General features: G+C 67.6%; 12 protein-coding genes. 4 read left to right on the top strand and 8 right to left on the bottom strand.

All coding sequences use genetic code 11. The annotated features are described in order from the left end of the window. Positions 1-2 precede the first annotated feature (2 nt). Positions 3-596: a lipoprotein insertase outer membrane protein LolB gene (lolB, locus tag ABIB38_RS03180; protein ID WP_429201664.1), complete on the bottom strand. Its 594-nt coding sequence runs from the start codon at positions 594-596 to the stop codon at positions 3-5. 79 nt (positions 597-675) lie between these two features. Beyond that, positions 676-2,499, bottom strand: coding sequence for a tetratricopeptide repeat protein (locus ABIB38_RS03175; RefSeq protein ID WP_429201663.1), 1,824 nt, complete (start codon positions 2,497-2,499; stop codon positions 676-678). 151 nt (positions 2,500-2,650) lie between these two features. On the opposite strand from ABIB38_RS03175, the gene mutM reads away from it, so the two are divergent. Genes mutM through mutY form a run of 3 tightly spaced genes read left to right on the top strand, consistent with a single transcriptional unit; the run spans position 2,651 to position 6,566 of the window. Beyond that, a complete protein-coding gene (gene mutM, locus ABIB38_RS03170) occupies positions 2,651-3,484 on the top strand; it encodes a bifunctional DNA-formamidopyrimidine glycosylase/DNA-(apurinic or apyrimidinic site) lyase (RefSeq protein WP_429201662.1) in 834 nt (277 codons plus the stop codon). A gap of 26 nt (positions 3,485-3,510) precedes the next feature. Continuing rightward, positions 3,511-5,445, top strand: a complete 1,935-nt coding sequence (locus ABIB38_RS03165; protein WP_429201660.1) for a dynamin family protein — start codon at positions 3,511-3,513, stop codon at positions 5,443-5,445. After that, positions 5,442-6,566 (top strand): A/G-specific adenine glycosylase, encoded by a 1,125-nt coding sequence (mutY, locus tag ABIB38_RS03160; RefSeq protein WP_429201658.1) that lies wholly within the window; start codon positions 5,442-5,444, stop codon positions 6,564-6,566. Before ABIB38_RS03165 ends, mutY begins: the two co-directional genes overlap by 4 nt. 9 nt (positions 6,567-6,575) lie before the next feature. Here the strand turns inward: mutY and ABIB38_RS03155 are convergent, their stop codons facing one another. Together ABIB38_RS03155 and ABIB38_RS03150 are read right to left on the bottom strand one after the other, a co-directional pair. Then, entirely contained in the window at positions 6,576-7,625 is a 1,050-nt protein-coding gene (locus ABIB38_RS03155; RefSeq protein WP_429201656.1) for an ABC transporter ATP-binding protein, read from the bottom strand. Between the two features lie 46 nt (positions 7,626-7,671). After that, positions 7,672-8,640, bottom strand: a complete 969-nt coding sequence (locus ABIB38_RS03150; protein ID WP_429201654.1) for an IS1595 family transposase — start codon at positions 8,638-8,640, stop codon at positions 7,672-7,674. Between the two features lie 118 nt (positions 8,641-8,758). Here ABIB38_RS03150 and ABIB38_RS03145 point away from each other — a divergent pair, with 118 nt between their 5' ends. After that, a complete protein-coding gene (locus ABIB38_RS03145; RefSeq protein ID WP_429201652.1) occupies positions 8,759-10,396 on the top strand; it encodes an ABC transporter permease in 1,638 nt (545 codons plus the stop codon). Between the two features lie 89 nt (positions 10,397-10,485). Here ABIB38_RS03145 and ABIB38_RS03140 read toward each other — a convergent pair whose 3' ends face one another. The 4 genes from ABIB38_RS03140 to ABIB38_RS03125 form a co-directional block, all read right to left on the bottom strand. Beyond that, on the bottom strand, positions 10,486-11,502 hold the full coding sequence (locus ABIB38_RS03140) for a Fe(3+) ABC transporter substrate-binding protein (protein WP_429201650.1): 1,017 nt from the start codon (positions 11,500-11,502) through the stop codon (positions 10,486-10,488). A 140-nt stretch (positions 11,503-11,642) separates the two neighbouring features. Next, entirely contained in the window at positions 11,643-12,794 is a 1,152-nt protein-coding gene (locus ABIB38_RS03135) for a deoxyguanosinetriphosphate triphosphohydrolase (RefSeq protein WP_429201648.1), read from the bottom strand. A gap of 4 nt (positions 12,795-12,798) precedes the next feature. Next, the gene (gene aroKB / locus ABIB38_RS03130) at positions 12,799-14,451 is read right to left on the bottom strand and encodes a bifunctional shikimate kinase/3-dehydroquinate synthase AroKB (RefSeq protein ID WP_429201647.1); all 1,653 of its coding nucleotides are present in this window, start codon (positions 14,449-14,451) and stop codon (positions 12,799-12,801) included. Positions 14,452-14,514: 63 nt separating this feature from the next. Next, positions 14,515-16,413 carry a hypothetical protein gene (locus tag ABIB38_RS03125; RefSeq protein ID WP_429201645.1) on the bottom strand — a complete coding sequence of 633 codons (1,899 nt, stop codon included), beginning with the start codon at positions 16,411-16,413 and terminating at the stop codon, positions 14,515-14,517. Positions 16,414-16,418: the final 5 nt, after the last annotated feature.

Genomic DNA, 16,418 nt, shown 5'->3' with positions numbered 1-16,418 from the left:
GATCAGGCCGCCGGCAGGATGACGATGCGGATCGCCAGGTCGGTGATGTCGCCCGAGGCGGCGCGCTCGGCCTGGATCAGGCGCGGAACCGGCTGGGCCGCGGCAGCATCCTGCCACTCGACGAAGCGCAGGCGCCAGCCATCCCTGGTCGTGACGCTGTTATTGGCCGGCGAGGCGCGAAAGCGCTGCCCCTGCGCGTCCAGCGCATAGCCCTGCAGCCAGTCGCGCAGGCCGGACACCGGCAGCGGCCAGCCCAGCGTTTCCTGGGTCAGGCTGTCGATGTCGCTTGCCGTGCGTTCCTGGCCGCCCTGGACCAGGGTCGCGGCATTGGGCGTGACATTGATCGTGGCCACCGTCTGGCCCAGCGGAGACATCAGGGCGACGTCGATCGCCTCGGGGCGCTGTTCCCAGTTGAAATTGCCGGTGATCGACTCCTGCCTGCCATCCTTCTGGTAATTGACCGACAGCTTGCCCGACAGGTCGATGGTGTCGCGGTAGTCGCCGACCGTGGCCGTGGACCGGTTGGCGGCGCCGGTGGCGCAGCCGGCGAGAACGGCGGCGAAGGCAAGCAAGGTGAGACGTCGGGTCAGCGGCATAGGACAATTCAAGAGAGCATGATAAAGAAACCGGACGCGGCGGACGGCTGTGCGCCATCCGCCGCCAGGGTCGATTATTTCACAAGGATTGCCGCAACCGCGCCAGCGTGGTGCGCAGCGTGTCGTTGTGCGGGTCCTTGGCGCGCGCCTCGCGCCACAGCTTTTCGGCCGTCGACTTATCGCCCTTCTGCCACAGCACCTCGCCCAGGTGGACGGCGATCTCGGGGTCCTTGCGCAAATCATAGGCGCGGCGCAGGAATTTCTCGGCCTCCACCAGGTTGCCCATCCGATAATGGACCCAGCCCATGCTGTCCATGATGAAGGGGTCGTCCGGCGCCATCTCGAGCGCCTTGGCGATCAGGCCGTAGGCTTCCTGCAGGCGCACATTGCGCTCCGCCAGCGAATAGCCGAGGGCGTTATAGGCGTGGTGATTGTCCGGCGCCTGCGCCATTACTTCACGCAATTGCGCTTCCATCACGTCGACCTTGCCCAGCTTTTCGGCCAGCAGCGCGAAGTCGTACAGCAGGTCGGGATTTTTCGGGAAGCGCCGGGTCGCCGCTTCCATCACCGCATAGGCTTCCTGCAGCTGGCCGGCGTCGCGCAGCAGTTGCGCCTCGGCCGCCGCGAGCTGGGCCTGGCGCGCCGGATCGTCGGTCTTGATCTCGGCCAGCAGGCGCCGCGCGCTGTTCACGTCGCCGCCCTTGCCGACCAGGTGGACGCGGCGCAGCTGGGCATTGAAGCGGGTTTGCGCATCCGTCCCTTCCGGCACCTTGTCCAGCCATTGCAGGGCGCCGGCCAGGTCGTTGCGCTCTTCGGCCAGTTGCGACAGGATCAGGAGCGCGCGCGAAGGATCGCGTTCGTCCTCCGGATTGCGCCCCAGTATTTCCACGAAGCGCGTGAAATATTGTTCTGCGCCGGGCGCGTCGTTCATCTGCGTGGCCAGGATGCCCAGCGCATACAGGTGGGCGACGTTCTCGGGCTGGGCCTTGACCAGCAGCTCGAATTCGCGCCGCGCCGCCGGATAATCCTTGCGGTTGACCAGCACCCGCGCGTAGGCGGCGCGCACCTCGTTCGCCTTCGGGTAGCTCTTGAGGAATTTCTGCATCAAGGCCGTCACCTGGGCCTCGTCCTCGGTCACCTGCGCCAGCATCAGGAGGGCGATCTCGGCGTCGGGCTTGACGGCCAACGCCGCCTGGGCTTCGCGGCGGGCCAGCGCCTTGTCGTCACGCACCAGGGCGATCTGGGCGCGCACGACGCGCGCTTCCATCGTGTTCTCATAAGGCGCGATCAGGCGCTCGAGCATGGCGATTGCCGCTTCCCTGTCCTGCGCACGGCCCAGCAATTGCTGGACCTGGAACAGCAGCACGCCGCGCCGGGCCGGCGTCGCCTCGCGCAGGCGCTGCTCGAAGATCGGTTCGAGTTCCGCGATCTTGTCGGACGTGACCGCCATGCCGACGAAATACTGGGTCGCCTCATCGGATTCCGGGTCGAGCTGGTACCACAGGCGCACCGCGGCCAGGGTGTCGTCGGCCTGCTTGGCGGCCACCGCCATCTCGGCCGCGCGGCGCGCCAGGCGCGGATCGCGGGTGCGCTGGGCCAGGTTGTAGACGGTCAGATACGGCCCCTGCCAGTCGCCGTTGCGAAACGCGAGTTCGGCCTTCATCAGCTGCTCGAGCATGACGGGCGTGAGTTCGACCTTGGGCAGGCGCGCTTCTTCCTCGGCCTTTTGCCGGGCCGCCAGCTCTTCCGCGTCCAGCTCGGCCTCTTGCGGTGCGGATTGCTGCTGGCCGAACATGGCCTGCTCGCCGGCGGCGAGCGACTGCTGTTGCGGCGACACAGCACATCCCGAGAGCAGGCCTGCGAGCAGCCCGGAGACGGTTACAATGGCGAAAGCGTTTTTCAAAGCAAGTCCAAAATCCGAGTTGATGTTTTGATTTTACGCCCATGCGCAGGCGCCTGCCGCGCATGAGCTGCATCAGGATTCCTGGCGCCGGCCCGGCCCGCAAGCTGCCCGGCCGCGACGGCAACCCGACTTTACACGATTCGTCTCCCCCATGCCTGAACTGCCAGAAGTAGAAGTCACCCGGCGCGGTGTCGCGCCCCATATCGAAGGCCGCGTCGTCGTGCAGGTCGTCTGCCGCCGCGACGGCCTGCGCTGGCCGTTCCCGCCCGGCCTGTCCGCGCTGCTGGCCGGCCGCCGCATCCTGGCCACCGGCCGGCGCGGCAAATACCTGTTGATCCATTTCGAGCACGGCACCCTGATCGTCCACCTGGGCATGTCCGGCCACCTGCGCGTGCTGCCGCCGGGCATCGAACCGCGCAAGCACGACCATGTCGACCTCGTCGTCGATGGTCACGATGGCGTGCAGGTGCTGCGCCTGCACGATCCGCGCCGCTTCGGCGCCGTGCTGTGGCATGCCAACGAGGACGGCGCGCTGGAGGAGCACATCCTGCTGCGCGGCCTGGGCGTGGAACCGCTCGGCGGGCACTTCGACGGCGCCCTGCTGCACCGGGAAACGCGGCGCCGCAGCGCGCCGATCAAGCAGGTGCTGCTGGCCGGCGACATCGTGGTTGGGGTCGGCAATATCTACGCCTGCGAGAGCCTGTTCCGGGCCGGGATCAGCCCCCGGACGCCCGCCTCGCGCATCAGCCGCGCGCGCTACGACCGGCTGGCCGAGGCGATCCGCGACATCCTGGCCGCCGCCATCGTCCAGGGCGGCAGTACCCTGCGTGACTTTATTGCCGTAAATGGGCAGTCTGGTTATTTCCAGCAGACATATTTCGTCTATGATCGTGCTGGTGTGCCCTGCCGCCAGTGCGAGGCGCCGGTCCGCCAGATCAAGCAGGGCCAGCGTTCGACCTTCTATTGCGCGCAGTGCCAGCGCTAGGAATACAAGGGGCTATGGGCTGAACGATGCAGGATCTACAACAGTATGGAGCGTGGCGAACCAGCGTTGCCGCCAGCCTCGAGAGTTACGGCAAGGCCTTGCGCGACGCCGGACTGATCGACGCCGGCGGCGAACAGGTGCTGGCGCGCGCGCTCGGACGCCTGCGCGACGACCGGCTGTCGGTCGCGTTCGTGGCCGAGTTCTCGCGCGGTAAAACCGAACTGATCAACGCCCTGTTCTTCGCCGACTACGGCCAGCGCATCCTGCCGTCCAGCGCCGGCCGCACCACCATGTGCCCGACCGAACTGCTATGGGATGAGCAATTGCCGCCCTGCGTACGCCTGCTGCCGATCGAGACCCGCGCCGGCCAGCTGTCCCTGGGCGACTACCGCGACGATCCCGGCGCCTGGACCGTGCTGCCGCTGGACCTGGACGCCCCTGGCGCGATGCACGAGACGCTGCGCCAGGTCAGCCAGACCCGCCGCGTGGCGACGGGCGAGGCCGAGCGCTACGGCCTGTTCGACCCGCAGGATCCCGACCTCGCCGCCGGCCTGGGCATGGACGGCGCGATCGATGGCGCGATCGACATTCCGCGCTGGCGCCACGCCATCATCAACCTGCCGCATCCGCTGCTCAAGCAGGGCCTGGTGATCCTCGACACCCCGGGCCTGAACGCGATCGGCACCGAGCCGGAACTGACGCTGAACCTGATCCCGAACGCGCACGCGGTGCTGTTCGTGCTGGCCGCCGACACCGGCGTGACGCGCAGCGACATCGAGGTCTGGCGCACCCATATCGGGGCCGGGCCGGGCCGGCTGGCGGTGCTGAACAAGATCGACGCCATGTGGGACGAGCTCAAGGACGGCGCGGCCAACGACGCCGAGATCGCGCGCCAGCAGCACGACGTCGCGCGCCTGCTCGGGCTGGACGCCGGCCAGGTCTATCCGGTCTCGGCCCACAAGGCGCTGGTCGGACGCATCGGCGGCGACATGGACCTGTTCGAGCGCAGCCGCCTGGGCGAGCTCGAAGCGGCGCTGTTCCACCACCTGATCCCGGCGCGGCGCTCGATCAATGCGCGCCAGCTGCGCGCCGACCTCGAGATCCTGGCGGCGGGCCAGCAGATGCTGGCGGCGGCGCGCCTGCGCGAGCTGGTCGAGCAGTTGCAGGAGCTGCGCAGCCTGCGCGGCAAGAACCAGGGCATGATCGCCCACATGGTGCGCCGGGTGGAGGCCGAAAAGAAGGAATTCGACGCCGGCCTGTTCAAGCTGCAGGGCACGCGCGCCGTGTTCACGCGCCTGTCGACCGAGCTGTACACGCTGGTCGGCATGGACGGCCTGCAGGACCGGACCGAGACGGTGCGCGCCGCGATGGCGGCAAGCCGCTTCGCCACCGGCATGCGCGCGCCGGTGCGCAACTACTTCGCCGGCGCGCGCGCCGGCTTGCTCGACGCCTGCGCCAAGGTCGACGAGATCAAGTCGATGATGGACGCCATGCACCGCCGCTTCGCGGCCGAACACGGCCTGTCGCTGGCGCTGCCGCAAACCTTGTCGTTGACCCGCCACGTCGACGAGATCGACGCCATCGAAACGCTGTTCGAGCGCCAGTTCGGCACCGCGACCCTGTTGATGACCAGCCGCGCGACGCTGCTCGAGCGCTTCTTCGATTCGATCGCCTCGCGCGTGCGGCGCGTCTACCGCGCCGCCAACGCCGACGTCGAAGCCTGGCTGAAGGTCGCCAACGCGCCGCTGGAAACGCAGATCCGCCAGCACCGCGACAACCTGCGCCAGCGCCAGGCCACGGTCCAGCGCATCCATGACGCCAGCGACAGCCTGGAACAGAAGATCGGCGCCTTCGAGCACGGCCAGGCCGAGCTCGAATCCACGCGCCAGCACCTGGCCGCCATCGCGGCCGGCGTCACCACCTTACTTGCGGCTCCAAGCCACTCACCCGATATCGCATGAAACGCCTCACCGAGTTCGACCAGCTGGCCGACCCCACCTTCTCGAAGGCCGTGATCGACTGGCAGCGCAGCCACGGCCGCCATACCCTGCCCTGGCAAAACACCCAGGATGCCTACCGCGTCTGGCTGTCCGAGATCATGTTGCAGCAGACGCAGGTGGCTGCGGTGCTCGGCTATTACGCCCGCTTCCTGGAGCGCTTCCCGACCGTCCACGCGCTGGCCGAGGCGCCGCTCGACGACGTGATGGCGCATTGGAGCGGCCTCGGCTACTACACCCGCGCGCGCAACCTGCACGCTTGCGCCCGCCGCGTGGTGCACGACTACGACGGCGTATTCCCGAGCGACCCGGCGCTGCTGGCCGACCTGCCCGGCATCGGCCGCTCGACCGCGGCGGCGATCGCGGCGTTTTCCAGCGGCGTACGCGCCGCGATCCTGGACGGCAACGTCAAGCGCGTGTTCGCGCGCGTGTTCGGCATCGACGCCTATCCGGGCCTCAAGCCGGTCGAGGATGCGCTGTGGCGGCGCGCCGACGCCCTGCTGCCCGAGGTGGCCGGCAACCCGGGCGCCATCGAGTCCTACACCCAGGGCCTGATGGACCTGGGCGCCACCCTGTGCACGCGTTCGCGGCCCGACTGCGGCCGCTGCCCGCTGCAGGCGCGCTGCGTGGCCTTCGCCACCGGCCGCACCGCCGAACTGCCGGTGCGCAAACCGAAGAAGGCGACGCCCGAGAAACGCACCGCGCTGCTGGTCGTGATCGACGGGGGCGACGTGCTGCTCGAACAGCGCCCGCAGACCGGCATCTGGGGCGGCCTGCTGTCGCTGCCGGAAGTGGGCGGGCACGTGGCGATGGACGAGGATGCGCCGCCGGTCTGCACCGCCAGCGTCGCGCAAGCGGCAGGCGCCTTCGGCACGCTCGACGAAGTGCGGCCATTGAGCCCGCTGGTGCACGTCTTCACCCACTACAAGCTGCACATCGCGCCGTTCGCGGTGACGCTGGCGGCGCGCGCCGCGCCGGCGCCCGGCCATGTCTGGTGGAAGCTCGATGCGATCGGCGAGGCGCCGCTGCCGGCGCCGGTCAAGAAACTGCTGCGCGACCTGGCAAGGCCGAGCCTGTTCGGCTGACCGGCGCAGTCAGGACGCGAAGGCGACCACGTGGTCGAGGTCCAGGCGGATGCCGATGCGTTCGCCCGGCGCATGGTCATGGTGGCTCGGCACCAGGGACAGGACGTCCTGTCCGCTTTCGAGCCTGAGCGTATACAGGAATTCGGCGCCTCGAAACGCCTTGGCGACCACTTCGGCCGTCACCTCGCTGGCGTCGTCGTGCACGACGTCGTCCGGGCGCAGCAGCACGCTGACAGCGTCGCCGCTGCGCCATGACGCGGCGCTATCCGCCGCAGGCTGGGGCAGGTCGCCGAGCTCGATGCGGATTGCGCCGCCTGGCAGCACCTGGCCGTGAACGAACACGCCTTGTCCGACAAAATCGGCCACGAAACGGTTGGCCGGACGGTGATACAGGTTATAGGGCGTATCCCACTGCTGGATCTGGCCGTTGTGCATGACGCCGACCTGGTCGGCCATCGCAAAGGCTTCATGCTGGTCGTGCGTGACCAGCACCGCGGTGGTGCCTTCGGCGCGCAGGATGGCGCCCACTTCCGCCGCCAGCCGTTCGCGCAGATCCACATCGAGGCTGGAGAAAGGTTCGTCGAGCAGCAGCAGGCGCGGCCGCGGTCCCAGGGCGCGCGCCAGCGCCACGCGCTGCTGCTGGCCACCCGACAGCTCGTGCGGATACTTGTCCGCATGGCCGGGCAGTCCCACCAGGACCAGCAGCTCGTCCACGCGCGCCTTGCGCGCAGCCGGCGCCATGGCGCGCAAGCCGAAGGCGATATTGGCGGCCACGCTCAAGTGCGGAAACAGCGAGTAGTCCTGGAACACCATGCCGATGCGTCGGCGCTCGGCCGGCACATGGCCGGCCGGCGAGCTGACGACTTCGTCCCCCACCTGGATCAGTCCTGCATCGGGCCGCTCGAAGCCTGCAATGCAGCGCAAGACCGTGGTCTTGCCACACCCGGACGGCCCGAGCAGACAGCCGATCTCACCGGGCGCCAGGCGCAGCGACAAGCCGTCCACGACGGTGTGCTTGCCGTAAGCATGAGAAAGCTGCCGCAGTTCAAGAAGCGCCATCGTGATCCAGTCGGAAAAAGGAGCCATTATAATGGCGCTGTACCCATTAGCTGTTGATGACCCCGAATGCGATGCGCAGCAATTGCTCGACAGAAGGCACCCGCCCGCCATCGAGCGCCCAGTGCCAGCCCAGGTAGTTGGGCAGTCGGTGTGACGCCACGCCATGGAAGCGCGCCAGCCATTCCTTGAAGCGCCGGTGGTAGGCGTTTACGTGTTGAACATGGATGGCGCCCTCGGCGCCCTTGCGCACCCGTTCGCCGGCACTGAGATTAACCGCTTGATGCGCGATGCCATGGGCACGGGCGAAGGCGGCATAGGCGGCATTGGCGTCCGTCACCAGCAGCGCCTGCTGGTCGAGTTTCGGCAGCAGGTGCCTGACCAGCTGGGCCGCCTTCAGGGCGCCGCGTCCGGTCACGGCGTCGATGGTCTGGCCGCTGCGGTCGCGCGCCACCAGGATGCAGTCGAGGTGGTGCGAGATTCCGCGCAGGGCAGCCCTGCCGCCGCGCTTGCGCGGCTGGCGGTCGAGCTTGCGTGCACCCTTCTGCGATTCGAGCAGGAACATCTCGTCGGCCTCGACGATGCCTGAGAGACGCGCCGGGCGGTCGTCCTTGACCCGGTCGAGAAAGCGATGACGCCAGCGAAAGGCCGTGTTGCGGTGCACGCCGACAAGCTTGGCCGCAGAGCGGACCGAGCGGGAATCGAGCACCACTTCGAGATAGGCGAGCCACTTGCCCTTGAGCCTGAGCCGCGCCAGCGGCGTGCCGGTCAGGTCGTTGAAGGTGCGGCCGCACGAGCAGCAGCGATAGCGTTGCAGGTCGTTGGCCTGGCCATGCCGGTAGCAACGTTCGCAGGCGCAATCCGGACAGCGCCGCCCTATTGACCGGATCTCGCCGATGAGGGCGATCACCCGGTCCAGCCCGGCTGCCGGATGCAGGGCGGCGAGCACCTTCTGGCGCTGCGGCTGGTTCAGCTTTGGCAGCTGGGCGAACAGCCGCGCAAACTTTGGCGCTTTCATCGTACGCTCCCGATCGATGACGACCGGGATTGGACTGCGGATCAGCTCAGCAGTTCAATCCTCATCCACAGCTAACGAGGACAGCGCCATTATAATTCGTTTATTTCCTAACATTATCATGGCTAAACCGGCGTTCAACACCCTGCAGCTGATGGCACTGGTCATTGCGACCCTGATTGCAGTGCCGCTGCTGACCGTCGCGGCGTCCCTGCTTCCCGGCGCGGGCGGCCCGACATGGACGCACCTGGTCGATACCGTGCTCCCTTCGTATATCGTGAGCACCCTGTATCTGTGTGCGGCCGTGGGCATCGGGACGGTCGTGATCGGCACCGGCGCCGCATGGCTGGTCACCATGCACGATTTTCCGGGACGCAGCGTGTTCGAATGGGCGCTGGTACTGCCGCTGGCGGTGCCGACCTACGTGATGGCGTACACCTATACCGACCTGCTCCAGTTCGTCGGTCCGGTGCAGTCCTGGCTGCGCGCCACCTTCGCGCTCACGCCGGGAAGCTACTGGTTTCCCGATATACGCACCCTTGGCGGCGCGGCGGTGATCTTCACGTTCGTGCTGTATCCGTACGTGTATCTGCTCGCGCGCGCGACGTTCCTGGAGCGTTCCAGCGCCATGCTCAACGTGGGCCGCTCGCTGGGACTGGGGCCCTGGCGGCGCTTCTACACGATCGCGCTGCCGCTCGCCCGACCCGCCATCGTCGCCGGCGCCACGCTGGCCCTGATGGAAACGCTGGCCGACTACGGCGCCGTGTCGTACTTCGGTGTCCAGACCTTTACCACCGGCATCTATCGCGCCTGGTTTTCACTGGGCGACCGCGAGGCGGCGGCGCAACTGGCTGCGGCATTGCTGGGTTTCGTGATGCTGCTGCTGTTGATGGAGCACCTCAGCCGCGGACGCGCGCGTTTCGAAGTGAGCGGCAGCCGCCAGACCCTCCAGCCGAGCGATCGGCTCACCGGTGTGCGCGCCCTCGGCGCCGTCCTGTTCTGCAGCGTGCCGCTCGCCGCCGGCTTCCTGGTGCCGGCAACGGCCTTGCTGCACATGGCGATCAGCAGCGGCGACGCCCAGTTTGGCGAACGCTTCATTCAACTGGCCCGCAACAGCTTTGTACTGGCCGCGCTGGCGGCGGTACTGGCCGTGGCGATTGCGGTATTGCTCGCCTACGCCGCGCGCACTGCGCGCGCCAGCTTCCATCGCCACCTGAATCGCCTGGTCGGGCTTGGCTATGCGCTGTCGGGCACCGTGATCTCCGTCGGCGTCCTGCTGCCGGTGACCAGGCTCGATCGCTGGCTGGCGGCGAGCATCACGGATCTGACGGGCCATAATCCCGGCCTGCTGCTCACTGGCGGCATCGCGGCGCTCGTGTATGCCTACCTGGTGCGTTTCCTCGCGGTGTCGCTGCATACGGTGGAGGCGGGACTGGGCAAGATCACCACGTCGATGGACGACGCGGCGCGTTCGCTGGGATATGGCGCATCTGCGACGTTAGCGCGCGTGCACATCCCCATGTTGCGCACCAGCCTGCTGACCGCCGGCCTGCTGGTGTTCGTGGAAGTCATGAAGGAATTGCCGGCGACCCTGGTCATGCGCCCGTTTAATTTCGATACCCTGGCGACGCAGGCCCACATGCTCGCTTCGGACGAGCGCCTGAGCGAAGCGTCGACGGCGGCGTTGACGATCGTTGCCGTCGGCGTCTTGCCATTGCTGCTGATCACCCGTGAGATCGCCAGGCGCCGCCAGGGCTGAAACGACGCGATGCCGCCCGGCCTGAAGCGGGGCGGCATCGCGGGGCCGGCAGGCCCGGGCACGAAGCGGGACCGATCAGCGGGGACCGATCAGCGCCAACCGGCGCGGTCGTAGATCTTCTGGACCTCGGCCTGCTTCGCCGCCAGCGCGCCCACATTGATGGTATCGGCCTTGAAGTTACCCAATGCCCCCAGCCCCGGATTGCTGGTCTTGACGCTCGCGACGACTGGCCACTCGTTGTTACCGTCGGCAAAGTAGATCTGCGCCTGGTTCGAGGCCAGGTACTCCAGGAACTTGACGGCCGACTCCTTGTTGGGCGACGTCTTGAGCATCCCGCCGCCAGAAATATTCATGTGGGCGCCGGTCGTCTTCTGGTTCGGCCAGATGACGGTCACGTTGTCCATGACCTGCTTGTCTTCCGGTTTGGTCGAGCGCAGCATGCGCGCGACGTAATACGAATTTGCCAGGGCCACGCCACATTCGCCGGCAGCGACGGCCTTGATCTGGTCGGTGTCGCCGCCTTTCGGCGCCCGCGCGAAGTTCGCCACCAGGCCCTTGGCCCAGGCCTGCATCTTCTGCTCGCCGTGGTGCGACAGCATGGCTGCGCCCAGTGACAGGTTATACGGATGGGCGCCGGAACGCACGCATACCTTGCCCTTGAGCTTGGGGTTCGCGAGGTCCTCGTAGTTTTGCACGTCGGCCGGGTTCACGCTCGCCTTGTTGACCACGATGATGCGCGCGCGCTGCGAGAACGAAAACCATTGATCGGTTCGCAAGTGGGCTGGAATACGTTCGTTCAGGATCTTCGATGTCACCGGCGCGAACAGGCCCAATGCCTGGGCCCTGCCCAGGCGGGCGGCATCGACGGTCAGGAAGACGTCGGCCGGGCTGTAGGCGCCTTCGTTGCGCAGGCGCTCGAGCAACTCGTTCTCGCCGGCCTCGATCCGATTGATCTTGATTCCGGTTTGCTTCGTGAAGTCCGAGTAGAGCGCTTCATCGGTCTGGTAATGGCGTGCCGAATACAAGTTGACGACTTTTTCCTGGGCGAATGCCGGAAGAGCAACCAACGATGCCAGGACAATTGCTGCGATTTTGGTGGGACGCACGATGTTCCTAAAATGGCTGAAAACTTCAGCCTAACAAAACTCGCAGCCAGATGCAAATAATACTCATTTACTCAATGGGTTGCCGGGGCGCCCGACCGGCGTGGTGCCGCCGACCCAGGCATCCGGTCCATGGCCGCGGATCAGAAGTGATCGAGCGAGAAGATGCGGCGGTGCTCGCGGATCGCGTAGCGGTCGGTCATGCCGGCGATGTAGTCGGCGATCTTGCGCGCCTGCTTCATCGGGTCGCCGTCGACCTGGTAGTCGTTCGGCAGCAGCACCGGGTCGTCCAGGAAGGCCTGGAACAGTTCACGCACGATGCTGCTCGCCTTGACCCGCATGCGGTTGACCTGGAAGTGGCGGTACAGGTTGGCGTACAAAAAGCGCTTGAGGGCCGTGGTCTCGGCGCGCATGGTGTCCGAGAAGCGGATCAGCGGCGCCGCGGCGCGCACGTCGTCGATGGTCTGCGGGTTCGCGTCCAGGATCCGCTGTCGTGACGTCTCCACGAGGTCGGCCGTCATCGCCGTGATCATCAGGCGGATCGTCTCGTACAGCGCGCGCCGTCCCGCCAGGCCAGGGTATTGCAGCTCGACCTGCCTGCGCAGGCGCGCGAACAGTTCCACCTCTTCCATCTGGGCCATTGTGAGCAGCCCCGAACGCAGGCCGTCGTCGATGTCGTGGTTGTTGTACGCGATCTCGTCGGCCAGGTTCGTCAGCTGCGCTTCCAGGCTGGGCTGGCTGCGGTCGAGGAAGCGCTGGCCCAGCTCGCCCAGCTGGCGCGCATTGTTGGGCGAACAGTGCTTGAGGATGCCCTCGCGCGTCTCGAACGTGAGGTTCAGGCCGTCGAAGGCGCCGTAGTGCTCCTCCAGGTGGTCGACCACGCGCAGGCTTTGCAGGTTGTGCTCGAAGCCGCCGAAATCCTTCATGCAGTCGTTGAGCACGTCTTGGCCCACGTGGCCGAACGGCGTGTGGCCGAGGTCATGCGCGAGCGCGGTGGCTTCGACCAGGTCTTCGTTCAGGCGCAGGCTGCGCGCCAGGGTGCGGCCGATCTGCGCCACCTCGATGCTGTGGGTCAGCCGGGTGCGGAACAGGTCGCCCTCGTGGTTCAGGAACACCTGGGTCTTGTATTCCAGGCGCCGGAAGGCGGTCGAGTGGATGATGCGGTCGCGGTCGCGCTGGTATTCGCTGCGCGCGCCCGGTCCCGGTTCGGCGTGGCGCCGGCCGCGCGACTGCGACGAGTGCGCCGCGTAGGGAGCCAGGCCCGCGTCGAAGCTGCGCATCGCGTCCATGGTCATCCTCTCAGCCGCTGCACGCCGCCAGGGTCGAGCGCAGGATGTCCAGCGGGACCGTGGTGATCGACGGGCTGCCGAGCGGCTTGAGGAGAATGAAACGGATTTCGCCGCCCTCGTTCTTCTTGTCGACTTCCATCAGCTCGATCCAGCGCGCCTCGCCAAGATCCGGCGCCACGGCCGGCAGGCCGGCGGCGCGCACCAGGGCGCGCACGCGCTCCACGGCGGCCGGTTCGATCAGGCCCAGGCGCGCCGACATGTCGGCCGCCATCACCATGCCGCAGCCGACCGCCTCGCCGTGCAGCCATTCGCCGTAGCCCAGGCCGTTCTCGATCGCGTGGCCGAAGGTATGGCCGAAGTTCAGCACCGCGCGCAGGCCGCCTTCGCGTTCGTCCTTGCGCACCACCTCGGCCTTGATCTCGCAGGACCGCGCGATGGCGTGGGCGAGCGCTTGCGGCTCGCGCGCAAGCAAGGCCCCGACGTTGGCCTCGATCCAGTCGAAGAAGGTCGCGTCGAGGATGGCGCCGTGCTTGATCACCTCGGCCAGGCCGGCCGACAGCTCGCGCGCCGGCAGCGTGTCGAGCGTCGCGGTGTCGGCGATGACAGCGCGCGGCTGGTAGAAGGCGCCGATCATGTTCTTGCCCAGCGGGTGGTTGATGCCGGTCTTGCCGCCCACCGAGGAGTCGACCTGGGACAGCAGGGTGGTCGGGATCTGCACGAAGGGCACGCCGCGCATATAGCTCGATGCGGCAAACCCGGTCAGGTCGCCGATCACGCCGCCGCCCAGCGCCACCAGCGTGGTCTTGCGGTCGCATTTGTTTTGCAGCAGCGCGTCGTAGACGAGGTTCAGCGACTGCCAGTTCTTGTGCTCTTCGCCGTCCGGCAGCACGATCTCGACCACGTCGCGCCCGAGCGCGCGCAGGTGGCCGGCCACCTTGGCCAGATACAGCGGCGCGACGGTGGTGTTGGTGACGATGGCCACCTTGTTGCCGCCGATGTGGCGCGCGAGCAGCGCGGCGTCGTCCAGCAGGCCGGGGCCGATCGCGATCGGGTAGCTGCGTTCGCCGAGGTCGACGTTGAGGGTGATGCGTTCCTGTTCGTTCATCGATGTCCTTGCATGCCGGCGCGCGCGAGCCATTTCTTGCGCCGCCAGCTGGTCCAATATGGTTTGTACCATCGATTGTACGTTAGGACGGCCGGTGTCGATGACGAGGTCCGCAATCTCGCGGTATAGCGGATCGCGCTGGGTCCACAGTTCTTCGAGCTTCGCGCGCGGGTCGGCCGTCTGCAGCAGCGGGCGGTTCTTGTCGTTGGCGGTGCGCTGCAGGATGCTGCCGATCGAGGCGCGCAGGTAGATCACGGTGCCGCGCTCGGCCAGCAGGGCGCGGCTCTTCGGGTCGAGCACGGCGCCGCCGCCGGTGGCCAGCACCAGGCCCTGCTGGCTGGAGAGGTCGCGGATCACGTCCGCTTCGCGCCGCCGGAAGCAGGCCTCGCCCTCGATCTCGAAGATCCAGGGGATGGTGGCGCCGGTGCGCGCCTCGATCTCGTGGTCGGAATCGACGAAGCGGCGATTGAGCTTGCGTGCAAGCAATCGTCCAATCGTGGTCTTCCCTGCCCCCATCAGGCCAACAAGGAAGATATTGTCGTTCTTGGGATGTGGCACTACCAAACCCGCTCTAATGATAAGACGGCCAGTATAGACTGGCCGCCTGTCTCTCCGCGAATTTTATGGACAAGTGAAGTTCAGCGAGAACGGCAGCGAACTGACGTCGCCGCGCGGCGTGGTGACGCCCACATTGAAGGTCGCCCGGGCGCCCGTGGTGCAGGGCTTGGGCCCGGTGGCGCTCAGGGTGATCCGGTGCGACGAGCCCTGCGGGCCGGCGCCCGGCATGGCGAAGATGCTCGGCACCCGGGCCGGGCTGATGTCGACCAGGGTGGCGTTGACCAGACCCGTGACCGCCACGGTCGACCCGGACGGCAGCGGATTGCCGTTCAGGTCGGTCAGCTGGACCAGGAACACTTTCGGATCGTTGGCGCTCGCGCTGCCCAGGTCGCCGGTCGACTGCGAGCTGGCGCCATCGACGTAGGCGCTGGCCAGGGTTTCGTCGCTGAACGTGATCGTCGTCTTGACGGCCTGGACGTTGCTGCCGTCGGTGGTGCTGGCGCAGATCGTCGCCACGCCTGGACGGGTGCTGTCCGGGGCCGCGTTGGAACCGCTATTGCATGGCGTGACCGGGGTGTTCGGCAGCGCGACGCGCGGCGCCTGGGTGCGGAACGGAACCGAGCAGCCGCCGTTGACGGTGACGCAGCCGCCCGAACTCGAGGTGCCGATGGCGCCCAGGTTGGTCTGGAACACGATCGGCGTGCCATCCGCGACCGGGTTGCCGAACTGGTCGGCCAGCAGCACGTTGACGGTGGCGGCCGGGGTCGTGGTGCCGCTGTCGAACGACCAGCCATCCACGTTGCCGCTGGTGGCGGAGATCGAGAACGCGCGCTGGGTCGGCAGGCCGGTGGTCACGACGATCGTGTCCGAATGCGTCGAGATGTCCGGCTGGCCGCCGGCGCCGGTGCCGGGCAGCACGGCCCGCACGCGGAAGGTGGTCGGCACGGCGCCCGAGTTGACGGTGGTGATCACTTCACCGTTCTGGTCGGTGCGGTCGGTCTTCTTGTTCAGGGTGACCAGGTTCTCGGGCTCGACGGTGAAATCGACCTGCTTGTTGGCCAGCGGACGGTTGAACAGGTCGAACACGCGGAAGCGCAGGGTCGCGGTCTCGGTGCGGTTGATGCCGCCCTGGCCGCGGATCACGATCGACTTGTCGGTCGGCTGCGCTTCGACGAACTGCACCGACGAGGCGCTCGGCTGGGCGACCGCGAGCGACCCCGTCGCCGGGGTCGCGACGCCGTCGGCGCTCACGGTGATGGTGTCGCTGTTGCCGCAACCCTGGTCGCGGTAGACCGTCTCCGCGGTGCCGTTGTTGGTGGCGACGACGGTGGCCAGCGTGGCCTTGCCGGCAGCGACGCAGGCCGACGAGAAGTTGACGTTGACCTGGCCCATGTACTTGACGCCATTGGCGAGCAGGTCGACCGAGACCCGGCTCGAATCGTAGGCATTGATGCTGGCCGGCGCCAGGCGCAGCGCGCTGAAGGTCAGCGCGGTGGCGTTGACCGCGTAGTTGGCGGAATTCGTGATGGCGGTGCCGGCCACGGTGGCGCTGGCCGTGACGCTGCCGGCGCCGCCGGCGGCCAGGCTGGCCACCCGCATGGTGATGCTCGCGGTGCCGCTGGCGTCGGTCAGCGCGGTGCCGGCGCCCGGCGCGAACACGGCCAGGTCGTCGTCGGTGGTGAAGGTGACCAGCGCATTCGGTACCGGCCGCTTGCTGGCGTCGAGCACCACGGCGCGCACCGTCAGCGGCGTGGCGCCCGAGAGCGCGGTGCTGGCGCCGCCCGCGGCATTGACCAGGCTGACGCCGACGGTCGGCGCGGCAGGCACGACCGGCGCGCCGCCGGTGCCGCCACCACCGCTGCCGCCCGGGGTGCCCGGATTGCCGCCGCCGCCGCCGCAGGCGGACAGGGTCGCGGCCAGGAGCAGCGCCAGGCTGCCGTACTTGATGTGTTGGTTGTTCATATTAT

This window comes from Massilia sp. UYP11, from assembly GCF_050434805.1.
Lineage (GTDB): Bacteria > Pseudomonadota > Gammaproteobacteria > Burkholderiales > Burkholderiaceae_D > Telluria.
Note: the sequence above shows the minus strand (reverse complement) of the source record. Positions and strands in the feature narration are given on the sequence as shown.